The sequence below is a fragment of the Chitinophaga sp. genome (assembly GCF_017745275.1).
GTDB lineage: Bacteria > Bacteroidota > Bacteroidia > Chitinophagales > Chitinophagaceae > Chitinophaga.
Genome location: NZ_JAGHZS010000010.1, coordinates 476,549 through 494,865 on the forward strand (window position 1 = coordinate 476,549; position 18,317 = coordinate 494,865).

An 18,317-nucleotide genomic window follows, 5' to 3' on the forward strand; every position below is an offset into this window, starting at 1 on the left:
TTTCGGTTGTGATTAAAAGGTGACATTCAGTCCAAATGAGTAGGTGCGTTGCTGGAAGTAATATTGACCGTTGGAAGATCTGGCTTCCGGGTCCAGCGACTCCTTCATATGCGGGGTCCATGTCCACAGGTTCTGACCGGCCATATATACCCGCAGGCGCTGCATACGGATGTTGCGGCTGATGGATGTTGGCAGCGTGTATCCCAGTTCCATACTTCTCAGGCGGAGATAGTCTGCCTTGCGTAACCACAGCGACGACCATTTGGCATTATAATCCGGCTGCTGCATATATACTCTTGGGTAAAGTGCATCGGTGTTAGCAGGGGTCCAGTGTTCAGCGTAGGTAAGTGCCGTGGCAGAGCCCTGCTGGTCGAAAGGTGTTACCAGGCTGCCGCCAACCGGCAAAGTGATTTGTGCTGCGCCCTGTAACAGGAAGTTAAGATCAATCCCTTTCCAGGAGAGGGATGGAGCCAGGCCATAAATAATTTGTGGACTGCCATTGGGGCGGCCGATCACGGTTTCGTCGTTATCATCAATGATGCCGTCTGGTTTGCCGTTTGGCCCGCTGATATCACGGTATTTCACATCGCCTGGTTGTACCGGTGCGTCAGGTACAGATGCTATACCTGGTTTCAGTTTCCCATCCGGCGTAAAGTCGTCTGGTGTAAAGAATCCCAGCGATTGTAGTCCGAACTGGGTGCCATTTGCCCTGCCGGTGCGGCGTCTGTTAGGATTGTTATAGGTAGATGAGGTTTCAAAAACCTGTAGTAATTTATTTTGAGCGTAGGTGAAATTACCGGTTACGTCTATACGAAGACCATTCCCAAAAGTATGAGAAGTTCCGATAGAGAGATCAATACCCTTGTTACTCATCACGCCTGCATTTATCTGGGGCAGTGATATACCGTATTCCACCGGCACCACTACGGTGGGGTTTACGAGCATGTCTGAACGCTTTTCGTAGAAGTAGTCTGCCTGGATAGTGAGGAGCCCATTCCAGATGGACGCGTCGATCCCAACATCAAATTTCCTGGCGCGTTCCCAGGTGATGTCTTTGTTAGGTTGACTGTTTTCGTATGCGCCTGTGGTGGGTGAGCCATTAAAAATGGCTGCGTTGCCGTAGGTGCCGTAGCCTGCAAGATATTGATAGGCACTGCCTGCAAGGTTACCTGATTCTCCATACGATGCCCTTATCTTCAGCAGGTCCACCTGAGGCAGGGCTTTGGAGAAGAACTCTTCCTGCGCAAGGTTCCAGCCTACCGATGCTGATGGGAAGAATCCATATTTGTGGCCGGGTGCAAAATAATAGTGTCCGTCGTAGCGGCCGGCCAGTTCTGCAAAGTATTTTTGTTTGAAATTATAGCCCAGGCGGTATACATATCCTACCTGTGCATTCTTCCATGATGAGCCGCCGTTGGTCATCTGCCCGGCGCCTACGCCTCCCTGGTCAAGTTCATCAATGTCGATAGGGAAGTAGGTGCGCTGTGCATTCATCGTCCAGTTTTTGCCATTTCGCGCTTCTGCTACTGCAAGAAAAGTGACGTCATGCGCACCGAAGGTATTGTGATAATTCAGGTATCCCTGGTAAGTGAATGCTTTACCCTGCCCGGTATTCTGACTGAGCTGAGGTTGGGAGAATTCACTGTATACCGGATTGTATTTTACAGGATCAGCAGAGAAATCGGGAGTATAGGAGAGTACCGGTGTTTGCCATACTTTGGTGAATGTATTATTCGGATCATAGCTGGCTACTCCTTTTATGCTTAGTCCTTTTATAAATGGCAGCTGTTGCTCTATGGAGAAGGTAGTATACAGCTGGGTGTTTTCATTGAATGCGTAGCCACTGTGATCGATGTAGCCCACGAGTGAACGGCCGATATAGCTGCCCCACAGTCCATTGGAATAGTAGATAGCAGACGTAGGAGGTGTTCTGAAAGCCTGGTACATAATGCCTCCTCCGGCAGATGCGTAGCCATCGCCGTCCATTTTCCCGGCATAGTGATAGTCTGCTACATAACCCATCAGCGAAAGCGATACGTCTGTAGTAGGTGTCGCTTTTACATCAATCCTGGAGGTGACATTATATTTTTTCATCCAGGTAGAGTTAAACTGTCCTTGTTGCGAGGTGTAGCCCAGCGCGGTATAATACCGTACCCGTTCTCCGCCGCCGCTGAGTTCCAGGTTGTGATAGGTAAGCAATGCATTTTTGCGCAGCACGTCCCTGATACCGTTGCTGTTGGGATATTTGTCTGGGTTGGCATCGGCAGCGCCGTCAACCGTTTTTTTGTATTGTGCTATCTGTTCTGCGGTGAAGGGCAGGGTAGGAAGGCCGCTGTTTTTCGCGGCTTCATTCTGGAATAGCGCAAACTGATAAGCGTTCACCATTTTGGGTACCCTGGTAGGGTTCTGAAAGCCAACATAACCATTGTAGGTAAGTGTTGGGATGCCGGCCTTCCCTTTTTTGGTGGTTACCAGTATTACGCCGTTGGCGCCACCCAGGCCATAGGGAGCAACAGCAGCTGCATCTTTCAGCACGGATATATTGTCGATGGAAGCGGGATCAAGCTGAGAAAAAGAGCGGGGTATTCCGTCCACTATCAGTAATGGACCGGCATTGCCGGTGGTAGAGGTACCTCTGATCCGGAGGGTAGATCCGTCCTGGCCCGGTTCACCGCTGCCCTGATTAGCAATCACACCGGCTACACGGCCTACGATGCTGTTGGAAAGATCTGCTACAGGCTTGAGCGCCACATCCCTGCCTTTCATGGTGGATACAGCAGCGGTTAGCTCTGTACGTTTCTGCGTACCATAACCTACTACCACTACCTCGTTCAGCGCAGTATTCATTTCCTTTAGCACGACCGTGATCTGTTGACTGCCTGGCACTTCCACTTCCTGCGGATGGTATCCCACACAGCTGATCATCAGGGTAACAGTTTGCTGAGTACTCCGGAGCCTGAACTTACCGTCAGCATCAGTAGTTGCGCCGGTAGTGGTACCCTTGATAACAATGTTAGCGGCTACTACCGGTTTGCCGGCAGCATCCACCACGGTTCCTGTAATCTCAATCGCCTGCTGGTATTGATTGCCCGCAGGAGGTGAGGCTGGTTTGATAACGATCGTTTTTTCAACAATGTTAAAAGTGAATGGAAACCCTGCCAGGCAGCGTTTTAATGCTTCCTCAACAGGAACATCCTTTATTTCTACATTGACTGCGGGTACATTGTTAATCAGGTCGTCACGGAAAAAGAGCTGATAGCCAGTCTGGCGGCGTATCTCCTTAAATACTTCTCCCAGCGGCATATTTTTGCCGGATAAAGTAACTTTCTGTGCCATGGTGGCGGCACTAACGTGAAGACAAACAACTACCATCAGAAAAATAGTCGCCTTCATAATGCGAATTAGTTTTAGTTGATATTGCCTTCGTATACAGGCATGACTTTTCCTGGAAAAATTTTCCATATTTTTGAGAAGTTTGGATGAGACAATTACAAAGCCTACCAGCTTTTGTGGCTTGATTCAAACGTTTTGCCGGGAACGCTGCAATCGTTTCCGGCTTTTTTGTGTATAGGTGTGCGTTGCGGAACTATGTGATTCCAATTTTCATAACGAGTGCTGTTTTGGTTTTAATTGTGTTAGTAAAAAGAAAGATACGATAACGTGTTATTCTACGACGATGGTGTTGTTGTTGATTTCAAATGATACGCCTGAAGCCCTGAGAATATTCAGTACCTGTGAAATATTGTTATTTCTTCCGATTACGCCGGCGTATTTTCCTTCTGGTATTTTACCTTTATAGATAACGGATACATCGTACCAGCGTGCAATCTGACGCATGACGGTTGCAAAGTCACAGGCTTTAAATATAAACAGGTCGTTTTTCCATGCCATGGCCTCTTCAATATCTGCCGTGCCGATGGATAGCTGTCCCTGCTTATCTGCTATGGCGTGCTGGCCAGCCTTCAGAATACCGGATTGTGCGCCCCGGGATACTTTTACCGCACCTTCCAGCAAGGTGGTATTGATGGTGGCCTCATCATCATAGGCCATTACGTTGAAGTGTGTACCCAGCACCTGTACATCCATGTCTTTTACTTTTACATGGAAAGCCTGCGTTGCCTGTTGAGCGATTTCAAAATAAGCTTCTCCCGTTAAGGTAACTTCCCTGGTATTGCCCTGGAAGGCAGTGGGGAACCGCAGGGAGGATGCAGCATTGATCCACACTTTACTGCCGTCGGGCAATGTTAGCCGGTACTTGCCGCCTTTAGGAGTGGTAAGTGTATTATAAGTGACCTGCTGCTCAGCGGGACTGAAAACGATTTCATTTTGCTGTTTGCTAAAACCATAGGCGGTTGCGTTGCTATCCTGCAGGCTGTCCAGGTCCAGTTGGATGCCGCCCTGTAAAGTGAGTATAGCCCGATCTTTCCCCGGCGAAATGTCATGATGCTGTGCCGCCGCTACTACGGAAGGAGTGGATGTATGGTTTTGCCGTGGATAAAACACAAGGGTAGCAATAATGCCTGCCACAACAGCTGCAGCCGCCCAGTGCCAGGTGCGCAAACGGCGCGCTACTGGTGACTGCCGGGAGGCTGTCTTCGCAGTGATGTTCGCAAACAGTGCTGACTTTTTTGCATCTGACCATATCTGGCCGTCCGGGACAAAATTATTCCAAAGGTTATCCAACAATTGGTGCATGGACTCATCGTTGCCGTCCTGGCTGATCAGCTGCATCAATTCGTTCACCTCCTGGTCGGAGGCTGTTCCCTGAAAGTAGGCTTCCAGTAAATATTTTATTCTTTCACCGGGCATAATTTAGTTTTGGTTTGATGCACATCGTTCAGCGTTGAAGATATGCTTCTGTTTATTCAGACAACCGGAAGTAAGAAAAGGAGTAATGGAGGGTAAAATTTTTTTAAAAAAAGAAGAATAATAGCAGCAGGAGTATCTCAAAGCCCTGCCTGGCCTGGTCTTTAATAAAGCGAAGTGCCAGGCTGAAGTGTTTTTTTACCGTAGCGGTGGAGATCTTCAACTGACGGGCAATTTCTTCATTTTTCATTCCGTTCCGGCGTTTCAGCAGGTAGATCATTTTCTGCTGAGGGGGGAGTTTTTCAATTGTCCGTTCAAGTGCGGCATAAATATCGGGTTCGCTGTCCTGGCGGCTGTCGTGAATTTCCGGATGATGGGAATATTGCCAGTCCTGGTGGTGCTGAAGTTCACGGGCCGCTTTTTTCAGGTGGTTAAATACGAGGTTCCGGGCTATAACATAGGCCCAGGCATCGAAATTATTAACAGCAGGCAATTCCGCCCTGTGAAGCCATACCTTTACGAATACATCCTGTACCAATTCCTCTGTGATACTGTGCGACCTGGTAAGGCGTAATATAAATGATGCCAGTTTATTATAATGAGCTTCGAACAGTTGTTTGAATGCCTCTTCGCTGGAAGCGGCTACGCTCTCCAGGACTTCCTTTTCATTATAATGGCTGGTATCATTCGGCATGCTTCGGTCGTTTTGTAAGTACGGATAAACGATCGTATGTTAATTGAATATCTGTGTAAATAGTTGTGGAAATTTTACGCAAAATAGAAAAAAATAAGGATACCTGCATGCTGCAGTTGAATGGTGGTAATCATAACATCGGAATTTAAAATTTACCCGCCAAGGGGACTTCTCCGTTGCAAGGACTAAAATCGGGGGCTTCTCATCACCCACTTTGTTATTACGAATGTTTATATGCTGCTTATGGTTAGAGTTTTAGTGTATTGCATTAGTTGGGAAATGGGGTAAGGAATATTTATTATCGAAACAGGATTAAACTCCCTTACAGGCTGTTGATTTTACTATAAAGGGTAAGTGTGCTTTAATATTTCATTATTATTATTCCCCACTATAACGGCTATACGTAATTAAGTTCGCATTGCGGTTAGCGGAAAGTGGCCGGCATCTCAGGCACAAGACTACATGGACTTTTAAATGTATTCGGTGTGCTTACTTCCTCCGCCGTCTTAAAAGAATATTACGAAAGAAAGCTTGCTTAAATACTTTACGCAATTCCTTAAAAGTGACAAACTGCCATTCGAATAATTCACTTTTAAAAAATAAAGGAAGAATGCTTTTTTCTTCTGTATATCTTAACAGTGAAAACCATTTTTTGTAGAGTATTTCATTGAATATATGGACAGTATAATTCCTGGAGGTGGCATTACCTTTTTTTAAGGCCTCAAAAACCTGTAGGAATTCTTTTGAGCTTCTGGATGAAAGCCGATAACTGAAGTAGTCATGATGAATCCGGATTAAATTTTCATTTCTGGGAATACCCAGGTTTGTATGGATGTTTTCGATGATCCGGAGTTCTGCATTGATTATTTTCTCACGCTGAACCTTTGAAATGTTATTGTTGTGAAGGCGGTAAGCGACGAGGACCTCCTTAAGGTTTGCTACCGGATGACGTAAAGCAATTCTGTAAGAAAGTTCATAATCCTCTGCAGGAGAAAAGTCTCTATAGCCACCTGCCTCAAGCATGGCTGATCTTTTGATTATTAAGCTCGAATTGATAAAGGTATTGTGAAATACCAATTCAGGAGATATATTCTTATCTCCGGCTATCACATTTAAGTTTCCTGTCTCTTTGCCGGATTCATCAATCGTGATGGCTTGTCCGCCACATAAGGCGATGTCAGGATTCGAATCCAGGAAACTGATTTGTGCTTTAAGGCGATCAGGCATGGCTATATCATCACAATCCAGAATGGCAATGTATTGTCCTTTAGCCTCTTCAATCCCACGGTTACGGGTGAAAGTAAGACCTTTATTACCATCGTTGTGAACCAAACGAATCCGGGGATCCGTAAATTTACGAATGATCTCAAGCGTACGATCCGTAGAGCCGTCATTAATAATCAGCAACTCAAAATTAGTAAAGCTTTGGTCGAGGACACTTTGTATGGCCTTTTCAATATAAGCTTCACCGTTATAGGCAGGCATAAAAACAGTTACTAAGGGAGTATTTATATTTTTATCCATGTGGATGATATTATTGAATTTCCTGGAGAATAAGTCAGCAAGTGCGTAATATTAAGATACGCTATTATGTACGGCTTTTATCTACGTAAAATGAGAGCGCTACTTTACCGGATGAGCAAAACATGAAGAAGATATCATCCAACGATATAGTCAAAAATCCCTATGCTGTGGAGTTTTTAGGTGTAGAGTGGCCAACCGTATATTCGGAAAGTGAAATTGAATCCTTCCTTTGTTATTACAAAATGCGTATGAAGTCATATCCAGGTGTAGTATACAAAATTGATAGTACAGTGATGATAATGATTATAATTATAATAATCTTATCTATCGCCCAAATTTACAGTTAATCGGTGAATTTTTATGAATCATATGGTGCGGTATGTTTTAATGCTGAAGATTTAAAGTTCTCAACAAGGAAGTTTAATCCTACGTCTTTGCAGATACGGTTGTATCAACCCACTTTAGGGAAAAAGCCTTAGTTTTACGGCCTTATTTAAAAAACGACCAGAAACACATGAAAAGGATACTCTATTTTTTTCCATTAAATCCAGTTGAAAAAAAGGGGGGAAGTCAGACCCGTGCTTTGCACCTGCTGAAGTATTTTAAAGCACGGAACATGAAGGTGGACTTTATTACGAAGTCCGTTTGGGGCAAATACACGCCGGAAAGCGTGAAAGCCTTTGAAGACAGCGGTTTGGCGGAAAATATATGGGTCCTGGATCGTAAACCTGTGAAAGGCAACCCGGTAAAATATTTCTTCACCTATAAGTTGTGGCATATCCTGTATGAGCGGAAATTGAAGCATGTACCCGGATCTTTTCCTAACCATACCACGCTGAACCTGCGCCGGCAATTTGATGCTATCCTGCGCCGGCAGAAATATGACTATATCATTATCAGCTACGCTTACTGGGCGGATTTTATCCGGGATAATCCATTGGTAGGAGATGCGATGACCATCATCGATACGCATGATCTGCTGGCTTCTCAGCACCAGCATGATGCTGGTTTTGATAAAGGAGCCGCGCTGGGCGATGAGCTGCGCCGGGTAGGACAGTTTAAACAGGTATGGGCTATTTCACCGGAAGAGACTTATTTCTTCGGACAATTCCTGAAGGAAAAAGTAAAACACATTCCGATGATCATGACAGGGCCCGGGCAGGTGAAAGAGTCTACACATAAAGACTTTGACCTTGTGTATGTAGCATCGGACAACCCACATAATCTCCGTTCTGCCGCCTGGTTTTTTAAAGAAGTATATCCCTTGTTGCCTGCTGATATTAAAATCTGTGTGGTGGGAGTTATTACGGCGCATATCAGCAAAGATTATCCCAATGTTACGCTGGTGCCATTTGCCGATAACCTGGATGACTATTACCGCCGGTCGCGGGTGGCGCTTTGCCCAATGCTGACGGGTACAGGTGTGAAGGTAAAAGTGGTGGAGGCGATGTCGCACGGCTTACCGGTGATTTGTTCAGAACGCGGCCTGGATGGCCTGCCGAATAAAACTAATAATGGCTGCCTTTTAGCCAATGACCCGCAAACTTTTGCGGCGAATATAAAGCAGGTATTGTCGGATAAAGAATTGTATGAATTGTTGAGCCGCCAGGGACAGACCTATTTTCAAGAACACTTTTCCGTAGAAAGCGGGTATCAGAAACTGGATAAAGCAATGGGAATTACACGCTAAAAGCAAATACATGAAACCGAAGAAAGCATGGTTAATATCGTTTAATGGGAAATCTTATGCTGGTGGCGTGGAGCGGGTTGTGTATTACCTGGATGAATATTTGCATAGCCGTGGCATTGAAACAAAGTTGATCGATGAGGAGTATCTCATTCATCATACCTTGTTTGGCCGGTTGTTTAACCAGCTATTCCGGTACCGGCATTTTAAGAAACGTAAAATGATTTACCTGGCACGTTATACTTCTGCTTTGCTTTGGCTGACACGCAAGCAGGGCCGGGTAGTGATTTCCCAGGGGGAGTCAGTGCCTTTTTTCCCGGCAGATGTGGCTTTTCTGCATGGCAGTTATCACTGTATGGAAGTCGCTTACGGGAGAACAGCACCAGGACTGAGCCGTATGGCAGCCCTTCAGCAGCGGGCCTGCAAAATGGCTAAATTGGTAGTGGCCGTAGCGGCACAGGTAAAAGAAGACCTGGTCAACTACTACCATACAGCGGCCGATAAGATAGTGGTATTGAACAATTGTGTGGACACGACTAAGTTTCACCCATTCGGAAAGAAGGACACCACGAGACGCACCCTCTTATTTGTAGGCAGGATGGAAGGGCCCAAGGGAATGGATGTGTTGCTGAAGCTGGCGCCGGTCATTGAACAGTCGGCGGAGTGGCAACTGCTGATTGCCTGTAATCACTCTCCTAATAGTGCTGCTTTTAAAGGGCTGGCGCATACCACGGTAAAAGAAGGTTTGCTAATCGATAACATTGGTCCCGAAGCCTATGGACTGGCCGATATGCTCATATTACCTTCCAGATTTGAAGGGTTTGAACTGGTGGTGATTGAAGCATTGGCTGCTGGCATACCCGTAATTGGTAACCCCGTAGGTGCCATACAGGAATTGAGCAAACGGCCTTTCCCGGGAGTGTATTTATTACGGGAAAAAGACCGCGAGACTCCGGATACGGGCACGCTGGCTTACTTCGACGATATATTAGGTACCTTTAGGTCAACCATAGATCCGGAAACACTGCATCGGAAGGTGGCAGCTGAATTTGGCATTGAAAGATATTTTGAACAGCTGGACACTATTTTGGGGCCATTGTTCTTTCGTACCAACGAAAAAAACGGTGCGCCATCGGAGCGCTGACACGGCTGATGGCAGCGCCGATATTTAAAGCAACAATTCGTTTACGGTAAGCCCTGTACAGTCGTTTGCGGTCCATCGTAAGATCGTGACGGTGTTGTTGCAGCTGTGCCATAAATATCTGCCAGGCAGCGGCCTGTGATGGTCTGTCTGTTACATAGATGTCCATATAACCACCATATTGCAGTATCCTGGCGTTATGGTATGCATAGTAATAATGACGATATTTCTCAAAGATGTTTTTTGACAGCAGAAATTGTTTCATTAATGCATCAGCACTATAAAAGCTGGCAATCTTGCGGTCATTGATGGGAGCCGAAGTAACGGACTGCTGGGCCGCATCTTTTTCCTGGATAAAATAAGCGTAAAAGGTATCTGCCAGGCAATGAATATGACTGGCAGCATATACTGCCTCCAGGAAAAAAGGGGAGTCTTCAAAAGTGGCCTGGCGGAACCGGAGCTGGTGGTCTTCAATGAGAGACCGCAGATACAATTTTCCCCAGGTAGAAGTGTTCAGCTTATCTTTCCGGTGGGTGGCTTCGCTAAAAAAGCTAATAATGTAATCACTGCTGTTAAAGCTGGCAGGCTCATATATCCACGGCTCTGCCTCTACCAATGTGTCCCCCCGCTGATAAACTTTCCTGAAACCAAAACAAACTATATCTGCAGCATGCGCCTGGGCAGCTTCCACACACCGGGCTACAGTTTCCGGGTCTATCCAGTCATCACCATCCACAAAGAGCACATAGTCGCCCTGTGCGTGGTCCAGTCCTGTGTTCCTGGCTGGACCAGGACCAGCGTTGTCCCGGGAAATAATTTTTATCTGCGGATGTTCCTGCCAGGATTGTAATACTTCCAGTGAACGATCGGTAGAACCGTCATTAATAAATATCAGTTCAAGCCGGGTATATGTTTGCTGTAAGAGTGCTGCTATGCAGCGTGGCAGGTAAGGAGCCAGGTTGTATACAGGAACGATAATAGTGACTAACGGATGCTGCATTATATTTTTTAGTATATAATTAATAAGGTTAAAAGGATGATAAACAGGATCAGTTTAATAATCCTCCACCGATTTAGCCCGCAAATGATAGTTGAACTGCCAGCCTTCGGGGTTAGATAACCGGGCCAACGGCAGTAAAACACGCCCATCCGGGCAAAATGCAGGTATAAGGATATTTATAGAATGTGATGCTGCTAACATAAGGTGCGAAGATAATAATAATATACTACCGTCTAATCTTTCTTCCATACCACTTTCGCTATAGCAGCGCCCCCATTGGTAGGCGTAGTCACCGTATACGTAAGCAGGTTATTCTCCAGTGAATACGTACGCACCTGTGTTATCCCTTCCCAATTTGGATAAAAAGCATGTTGAACATGGAATTCAATTACCTGTTTACTTTCATCAACGGTATAGGTGCCAAAATGAGAATTGTTTCCACGTACCAACGCTGCATTTTCTTCCGCTGTGGCTTTATCTTTATCATTGGCCAATACCTTACTTCGATTGGCTTTTAATATCTGAATTGCGTAGCTGCCTGTATTGGTAAAAATGAGCATGCCAACAGGATGTTCGCCATAAGGCGAAATTTTACTGCCATCAGTATGTATATTTTCAACCGAGACCAGCGACCAGGTGCCCCATAACTGCTGCGGGATATGGTCTTGTCCTCGTGCAAAAGAAAGGGACATCGTAAGGAGGAGCGTTGCTATATATTTCATGCTGAATTATTGTTGATGATAACCTACTCTTATAATTTCTCCATTCACCGGGGTGGTAAGGCAGCGTTTATAGGCTGCTATTAAGTCTGCTTCGTTAATATCTGACGCTTTCGAAGGACTGATCACATTCAGTCTTATTCCCCGGGGCATTTCCTGTGCGGCAGCCATCACAAAGCTATTGATGGCTCCGTTGACAAACGCCTTGCCTGATGAGCCTTTGGCAGGAAGCTCACCCATTTTTCCGGATATCAGTGTAATTGAACCATTATCATTCAAATGCTTTATGCCGGAAAGTACCAGGTGAATCTGTGGCCATAACTTTTGCTGTATACCTACCATGAAGGAGGCTTTATTGATTTCCGACAGGTGAGTGGTCATACTATCGCCCGCAGTACAAATGATAGCATCAATAGGAGATACCTGTTTGAATAAATTTTCTACAGCGGTGTCTTCGGAGATATCAAACGTAAGCGCCCCGGTGTTTCTTCCTACGGTGATAACGTCATGCCCATGCAGCGCCGCTGTCATCATTTTGCCAATGGTGCCGCCAGCACCGATCATTAAAATTTTCATTTGATTCAAATTTGTATTGGCAAAAATATACAAGGTAGATACTGTATTTGTTGTACATTATTGCGCTTATTTTGTATTTTTATAACATGGGAAGAGGGACTTTACACCAGCAGTATGATATCGAATGGAAGGAATTACAGCATTTCGAAAAGCCGCTTAAACGCAATAATTTCTTTGAGCTGATCTACGTGATGGAGGGGACTGGCGTGCAGTTTGTCAATAACCACCAGTTTAATTACCGGAAAGGGAATTTATTTTTATTAACTCCGAAGGATAGCTACTCCTTTGATATTGATCAAAAAACCAGTTTCTTTTTTTTGCGATTTAATGAATCATATATCAGGGAGAAATCAGGCAAGGATCAGGATACGGTGACACACGTAGCGTACATTATACAAAATGCCAGCCATAGGCCGGGTTGTATCTTAAAAAATAAAACTGATAAGCCGCTGATCCTTTCGCTGGTAAACGCCATCCTTGATGAACAAACGAAACAACAGATCTATTATACCCGCATTTCAGAACAGATTATCAGCACCATCATCACTGTTGTGGCCAGGAATATTGCATTAAAACTGCCGAAAAATATAAAGGAAGATACTGGTGAGCCTATTTTAGAGATATTGAATTATATACAGCTAAATATTTTTGAACCCGGGAAACTTAAAACTGAAAATCTAAGCCGTCATTTTAATATTTCAAACAATTATCTCGGCAGGTATTTCAAAAAGCAAACCGGCGAAACATTACAGAGTTATATTACACATTATAAAATCAGGTTAGTAGAAACCAGGTTGCTGCATAGTGATATGCGCATGAGTGAAATTGCCTATGAGCTGGGGTTTACGGACGAGAGTCATTTAAACCGTATTTTTAAGAAGTATCATAAAATAAGTCCTACGGTGTTTAAGAAAGCCGGGAAGAAAGTATAACCTGGTACAAAAGTGTGTGAAGTAGTAATTCATCCTTGAAATGGCAGTGTAAAATAAAAACAGCCGTTGCAGACAATCGTCTGCAACGGCTGTTTTTATTAATGAGGTATACTGCTACCAGCCCGGGTTCTGTGACAAATTACCGGATGGATACAAAGCTATTTGTCCGCTTGGTATCGGCTGGAAATAATTTTTAGGATCGATGAAAGTACGTTGGGCAGTAGCAGCGGTATAAGGTATAATATAGCCGTCTGCATCCCGTTTTACGGCGCCGTTGTCGGGAACTTTTGCGCCACGCCAGATATCTTTGTTGCTGGTATTCATGTAGCTGCCTTTGGCCCAGCGCATCAGGTCCTGGAAGCGGAAACCATCGAATAATAGTTCGGTTCTTCTTTCTCTCCTGATTTCCCAGATGAGCGAAGGTACGGTGGCATCTTTGGCAGGGTCTGTATAGGCGGCGCCGTTTACAGCCACCTGTTGTGCGCCTTTGTATTGAAGGGCAGGGATGGCAGCGCGGACGCGGAGCAGGTTAACAGACTTATCGAGATCCGCTTGTGAAAAGCTATATTGACCGAGATCATCCAGCTCTGCTGTGGCTTCGGCGTAGTTTAACAATATTTCAGCCAGCCAGAAGATAGGCGCGTCCGTATCGTTGTAAGGCGCCAGTATGTTGGCAACGGCGGGTTGCAGGAACTTTGCAGGGCGATAGCCGGTACTGCTACTGCGGCCATTAACCAGGTTGCCGTTGTAGCACAGGATGGTATCGATGGATTGCAGCAGTCGTTTGTCCCTGTTCGCGCGGGTATTGGCCAGGTTATCGTCGCCTTTGTAAAGCGGGGATAACTTAATGGGTAATCCATCTGAACAGAGGAATGCGTCAATAGCGGATTTGCTGGGCCCTGCCATGGGGGTACTGCTGGTAAGATACCCGATCAGCGAGTGGGTAAGATATCCCGGGAGATATTTTTTATAAAGCAGTACTTCCTTATTACCGGCAAGGTCCACCGAATTATAGGTGGTGACGTAATCGGCATTGAGCACAGCTCCGCTTGCCATTACTTTTTCGCTGGCATCTTTTGAAGCCAGTAGAAATTTGGCAGCGCCGGGAAGTTGCGGGGTATTGTGATATTTGCGCCAGGTTCCTTCGTAGAGGCATATACGTGATTTAAGTGCCAGGGCAACATTCCGGTTAATGGTGTTGTCCAGGTCTTTTATACGGATATTGGTAGTAGCAAAATCAAGGTCCGCCAGTACACTATCCATTACCACCGTGCGGGGATCGCGTGATTTATAGATATAGCCGGTATCGCTGATATCCGTGGATCTTCCTATCCAGGGTACATCTCCATAATCTTTTACCCGGTTAAAATAGATGAGGGCGCGGAAAAAACGTGCAATGCCCTTCCAGTGATTTTTTGCTTCGTCTGAAATGGGAGCCCGGTCTATTCTTTCCAGCATGATGTTGGCTTTGCGGACATCGCTAAAGCTCCACGAGGAAGAGCTGGCAGGAACGTTTTGCGTAAATTTCGTGAAAGCGGTGCTGGCCTGGTCATCTGAAAAGGAGGTGAAGTAAAAATCACCAAAGCTGTTACCATTGCCATAGCCCAGGAAATTTTCATAGAAGGGCCAGTTGTACGACCGGATATTATCTTCCGACCGCCAGAAGGTATTGTCATCAAACTGGTCAGGGAGACCTTTGTCCACGTATTTTTTACAGCCGGTTCCTGCTACCAAGCAGGTCAATATAACGGAGAAGTATATATGCTTTTTCATGGGTTGCTGATTTAGAGGGTGACCTGTAATCCGAATGACCAGGTTTTTTGAAATGGCCATGTTCTGCCGAGGATATTTCCTTCGCCGGTAGTGATTTCCGGATCCAGCGGTACACCTACGTTAGAAATGGTGGCGATATTTTGTGCGCTGCCGTATATGCGTAACCGTTGCAGGTGAATTTGTTTGGTAATATTGGCAGGGAGGGTATATCCCAGCGTAATATTTTTCAAACGCAGGTAAGCGAGGTTGAGCAGGTACTTCGACTGCGGATAAAAGTTATTTCCACCAGACAGTAAGCCGGAGATTTTGCCATTGGCATTACCGGGATAAGGTCTTGGGTAGTAGGCGTTGGTATTGGTAGGCGTCCAGTAGTCCAGCTGGTGTTCATACATGATGTCGCCGGCGCGGTACAGGGGCAGGGTAATGTCGCCCAATCCCCAGTAGTTTACTTTACCTACACCCTGGAACAATACATCAATATCAAATCCTTTATAAGTGCTGCCCAGGCGGAAACTGTACTGGTAGCGGGGGAGGGAGTTACCAAGCAATTTCAGGTCGCCGTGGTTGCTGCGGGTCACCTTTCCACCATCGATAACGCCGTTGCCGTCGAGGTCCTTATATTTAACATCACCCGGGCCAAAGGTGAAGTTGCCGTCTGATAATTTCGACTGATCAGGTAGTTTAGTGAGGTCATCATCTTTCGTAAAATAACGGTCTGTTTCAAAACCCCATATTTCCCCGAGCATTTTTCCTTTATAGTTCAGTGATAATAATTCGGAGGGGTTATTCCATTCTGTAAACATGGTTTTGCTATCCCAGAAAGCTACGGAGCCATACACACCCCATTCTTTCGTGAGATTGTAATTGGCATCTATTGCAATTTCATAGCCGCGGGTGCGGAGTGCGCCATTATTTTCACGGGGAGCCTCTGTACCAAAAGTGGCGGGAACCGCTCTGTTGGTCAGCATATTGTCGGTGCTACGTTGGTACCAGTCTACGGTAACGCCTATATGATTATTAAACAGGCTGATGTCAGTCCCAATATCGAGGGTACGTACTCTTTCCCAGGTGAGGGATGCTGCTACTGCGCGTGGGGCGTTTACACCGGAAGCGTAGTTGCCACCATTCATCCAGTTGACCTGGTTATTGGTGGTCATAGCGGGTATGTACCATTTTCCGCCCATGTCCTGGTTGCCAAGGGTACCGTAAGATGCCCGGATCTTGAGATCCGACAATACTTTTTTAAGCGGGTCCATAAACTTTTCTTCGGTGAGGCGGTATCCTACAGAGGCAGACGGGAAGAAAGCCCAGCGGTCGGCCAGTGGAAAAGAAGAGGCGCCATCGTATCTGCCATTCAATTCCAGCAGCCATTTATTTTTATAGCTATAGTTGATTCTGCCAAAAAATCCTGCATAGGCATTGGCAAGATGACCGCCTCCTACGAGCTGGTCGCCGCTGGCCAATGGGATTTCTGCTTTGGTAGGATCCAACGGATTGCGGCGGTAAGCGCTGAAGTTCAGGGTATCTTCATCTTCCGCATTGATACCGGCAATAAATTTCAGCTGATGATCTGCATTCAGTTGCTTGTCGTAGGTAGCATACAGGTTAAACGTATTCACTTTATAGTTACCGGCTGCGTAGCCTACCACATCCTGGGAGGCGGTAGCAATGTTGGTGAGCGGCATGCCTGCGCTCCAGAAATCCCAGGCCATTACTTTACCACCTACTTCGTGACGGGTAATATTATCGCGACCGATGGTATATTCTGCGCGAACGTTTAAGTCTTTTGTCAGCTTCAGGGTAGCGCCGAGATTTACGCGGGTATAGGCGTCGGTAACGGTGCTGGTATTGGCGTTGGCAAGATATCCCGGTGTGTGATGGAAGTATTTCCCCTGGTAGGTACCATAAGGGAAATAGGCGCCCCAGCGCCACATGTATTGAAAGTAGGGTTGGTATTGGTAGGGATAATCGTATTCAAAGTTGCGGTACATCATGCGCAGATCCATATCCAGCCATTTGGTGACGGAGGCATTGACGCTACCGGTGATGTTATATTTTTTCAGGTTGTCGGGATTCATTTTCAGGATACCTCCGGTATTGGTGTATCCGCCGGACATATAGTAGGCGATCTTTTCGCTGCCGCCTTGTACGCTGATGTTCTGAATTTGTTGCGGGGAAGATTTCCTGATCAACATATTTTTCGCGTCCCATACCCTGTAGAAATAAGTGGGGCCGCCATTGGGATCAATTTCAAAATCTTCTCCCGGCACCATTTCAATGCCTTTGCGGTTATTTGCGTATTTCTCCTGCCAGTTTTTGATGCCGTCGCGCAACTTGAGCAGCTGCATGCCGAATAGTTCAGGTGAGGTAGTACCTGCACGTACACCGGCGTCGTATAGCCCGGTGAGTTCTTTTACCGGGTCAGCAAAATTGGGCAGGGAGGTGGGAGAGTTCCAGGCGAAGTTGTTGGAGTAACGCACGCGGGTGGCCATATTACGCACACCTGATTTCGTTTTGATCAATACCACTCCAAAGGCGGCACGTGCGCCATAGATAGAAGTAGAGGCGGCATCTTTCAGTACGGAAATGCTTTCGATATCATCGGGGTTGATCATGGTAAGGTCGGGCGTTTCCACGTTGTCGACCAGGATGAGCGGGCGTCCACTTCCGTTGACAGAACCGATACCGCGAATATTGATGGCCGGCGCCTGGGTGAGTCCTCCATTGGAAAAGGTGATGTTAAGGCCGGGTACAATTCCCTGCAGGGCTTTGGACGGATCCGTAATCGGCCGGCTTTGCATGGTTTTGGCGACATCCACGGTGGTGACGGCCCCGGTCAGATTGGCTTTTCGTTGGGTGCCATAGCCTACTACCACCAGTTGTTCCAGCGAATGTTCATCGCTGCTCAGCAGGATCCTGTATTCATTGCTGCCGGTTAATGGAATCGTTTGTGATTTGTAACCTATAAATGTTACATGTAAGGAACTGACGCCTGCTGGTATTTGCAGGGTAAATTTTCCGGCGGTATTGGTCACAGCGCCGGTTTTACCCGCCTGAATAGTAGCACCGATAATGGGTTCCTGGTTGGTTTTATCTACCACGGTTCCTGATATTTGTTGGGCCCATGAACTGGCATAAAACAGCAGGAAAGCGAAAGTGATGAGTATCCTTTCTTTCATGTTGGGACGGTTTGATTTCTGGTTGAACAAGTAATTATGGTAACAAAAGGTTGAATTACAGTATTTTGCTTGTGTACAAGTTAGATTTGTCGGGTCACATAATTCCTTTCTACTCTAAATAAGCCGCAATTTTGTTGCAGATATTTGCGTTTTATTGCATGAATATAAAACACAAATGCGATATTTTATGTGAATTTTTGATTAAGCGCGTTTTTGTTATAATTTAAACACGCTAAAACACGCATAATCAGATTGGATTACTTTTTTTTAAATTTGTGCCGTTTAA

The 18,317-nt window shown here is 45.9% G+C and carries 12 protein-coding genes; 3 read left to right on the top strand and 9 right to left on the bottom strand.

Annotated features, from left to right (window positions below; genetic code table 11):
- Positions 1-12 precede the first annotated feature (12 nt).
- From J7623_RS28520 to J7623_RS28535, 4 genes are all read right to left on the bottom strand, one after another.
- Positions 13-3,393, bottom strand: coding sequence for a TonB-dependent receptor (locus J7623_RS28520; protein ID WP_291927639.1), 3,381 nt, complete (start codon positions 3,391-3,393; stop codon positions 13-15).
- Between the two features lie 270 nt (positions 3,394-3,663).
- Positions 3,664-4,809, bottom strand: coding sequence for a FecR family protein (locus J7623_RS28525; RefSeq protein WP_291927641.1), 1,146 nt, complete (start codon positions 4,807-4,809; stop codon positions 3,664-3,666).
- Between the two features lie 103 nt (positions 4,810-4,912).
- Positions 4,913-5,500 (bottom strand): RNA polymerase sigma-70 factor, encoded by a 588-nt coding sequence (locus J7623_RS28530; protein ID WP_291927644.1) that lies wholly within the window; start codon positions 5,498-5,500, stop codon positions 4,913-4,915.
- A 489-nt stretch (positions 5,501-5,989) separates the two neighbouring features.
- A complete protein-coding gene (locus J7623_RS28535) occupies positions 5,990-7,024 on the bottom strand; it encodes a glycosyltransferase family 2 protein (protein ID WP_291927647.1) in 1,035 nt (344 codons plus the stop codon).
- Positions 7,025-7,640: 616 nt separating this feature from the next.
- On the opposite strand from J7623_RS28535, the gene J7623_RS28540 reads away from it, so the two are divergent.
- A complete protein-coding gene (locus tag J7623_RS28540; protein ID WP_291927650.1) occupies positions 7,641-8,714 on the top strand; it encodes a glycosyltransferase in 1,074 nt (357 codons plus the stop codon).
- A 10-nt stretch (positions 8,715-8,724) separates the two neighbouring features.
- Complete coding sequence (locus J7623_RS28545; protein ID WP_291927651.1) at positions 8,725-9,855, top strand: glycosyltransferase; 1,131 nt, start codon at positions 8,725-8,727, stop codon at positions 9,853-9,855.
- On the opposite strand, the gene J7623_RS28550 is transcribed toward J7623_RS28545, so the two are convergent.
- The 3 genes from J7623_RS28550 to J7623_RS28560 all read right to left on the bottom strand — a co-directional run bounded on the left by J7623_RS28550 (position 9,794) and on the right by J7623_RS28560 (position 12,147).
- Positions 9,794-10,852, bottom strand: a complete 1,059-nt coding sequence (locus J7623_RS28550; protein WP_291927654.1) for a glycosyltransferase family A protein — start codon at positions 10,850-10,852, stop codon at positions 9,794-9,796. The two genes, J7623_RS28545 and J7623_RS28550, sit on opposite strands and share 62 nt — an antisense overlap.
- Positions 10,853-11,085: 233 nt before the next feature.
- Positions 11,086-11,574, bottom strand: coding sequence for a lipocalin-like domain-containing protein (locus tag J7623_RS28555; protein WP_291927657.1), 489 nt, complete (start codon positions 11,572-11,574; stop codon positions 11,086-11,088).
- Positions 11,575-11,580: 6 nt separating this feature from the next.
- Positions 11,581-12,147 carry a short chain dehydrogenase gene (locus J7623_RS28560; protein WP_291927659.1) on the bottom strand — a complete coding sequence of 189 codons (567 nt, stop codon included), beginning with the start codon at positions 12,145-12,147 and terminating at the stop codon, positions 11,581-11,583.
- An 86-nt stretch (positions 12,148-12,233) separates the two neighbouring features.
- Between J7623_RS28560 and J7623_RS28565 the strand changes: the two genes are divergently transcribed.
- Positions 12,234-13,079 carry an AraC family transcriptional regulator gene (locus J7623_RS28565; RefSeq protein WP_291927662.1) on the top strand — a complete coding sequence of 282 codons (846 nt, stop codon included), beginning with the start codon at positions 12,234-12,236 and terminating at the stop codon, positions 13,077-13,079.
- Between the two features lie 114 nt (positions 13,080-13,193).
- Here the strand turns inward: J7623_RS28565 and J7623_RS28570 are convergent, their stop codons facing one another.
- The gene (locus J7623_RS28570; RefSeq protein ID WP_291927665.1) at positions 13,194-14,852 is read right to left on the bottom strand and encodes a RagB/SusD family nutrient uptake outer membrane protein; all 1,659 of its coding nucleotides are present in this window, start codon (positions 14,850-14,852) and stop codon (positions 13,194-13,196) included.
- 11 nt (positions 14,853-14,863) lie between these two features.
- Positions 14,864-18,031: a TonB-dependent receptor gene (locus J7623_RS28575; RefSeq protein ID WP_291927668.1), complete on the bottom strand. Its 3,168-nt coding sequence runs from the start codon at positions 18,029-18,031 to the stop codon at positions 14,864-14,866.
- Positions 18,032-18,317 lie beyond the last annotated feature (286 nt).

Excerpts from the sequence above, each read along its gene's own strand:
- J7623_RS28520 (WP_291927639.1), bottom strand. The coding sequence starts at position 3,393 with ATGAAGGCGACTATTTTTCTGATGGTAGTTGTTTGTCTTCACGTTAGT.
- J7623_RS28525 (WP_291927641.1), bottom strand. The coding sequence starts at position 4,809 with ATGCCCGGTGAAAGAATAAAATATTTACTGGAAGCCTACTTTCAGGGA.
- J7623_RS28530 (WP_291927644.1), bottom strand. The coding sequence starts at position 5,500 with ATGCCGAATGATACCAGCCATTATAATGAAAAGGAAGTCCTGGAGAGC.
- J7623_RS28535 (WP_291927647.1), bottom strand. The coding sequence starts at position 7,024 with ATGGATAAAAATATAAATACTCCCTTAGTAACTGTTTTTATGCCTGCC.
- J7623_RS28540 (WP_291927650.1), top strand. The coding sequence starts at position 7,641 with ATGAAGGTGGACTTTATTACGAAGTCCGTTTGGGGCAAATACACGCCG.
- J7623_RS28545 (WP_291927651.1), top strand. The coding sequence starts at position 8,725 with ATGAAACCGAAGAAAGCATGGTTAATATCGTTTAATGGGAAATCTTAT.
- J7623_RS28550 (WP_291927654.1), bottom strand. The coding sequence starts at position 10,852 with ATGCAGCATCCGTTAGTCACTATTATCGTTCCTGTATACAACCTGGCT.
- J7623_RS28555 (WP_291927657.1), bottom strand. The coding sequence starts at position 11,574 with ATGAAATATATAGCAACGCTCCTCCTTACGATGTCCCTTTCTTTTGCA.
- J7623_RS28560 (WP_291927659.1), bottom strand. The coding sequence starts at position 12,147 with ATGAAAATTTTAATGATCGGTGCTGGCGGCACCATTGGCAAAATGATG.
- J7623_RS28565 (WP_291927662.1), top strand. The coding sequence starts at position 12,234 with ATGGGAAGAGGGACTTTACACCAGCAGTATGATATCGAATGGAAGGAA.
- J7623_RS28570 (WP_291927665.1), bottom strand. The coding sequence starts at position 14,852 with ATGAAAAAGCATATATACTTCTCCGTTATATTGACCTGCTTGGTAGCA.
- J7623_RS28575 (WP_291927668.1), bottom strand. The coding sequence starts at position 18,031 with ATGAAAGAAAGGATACTCATCACTTTCGCTTTCCTGCTGTTTTATGCC.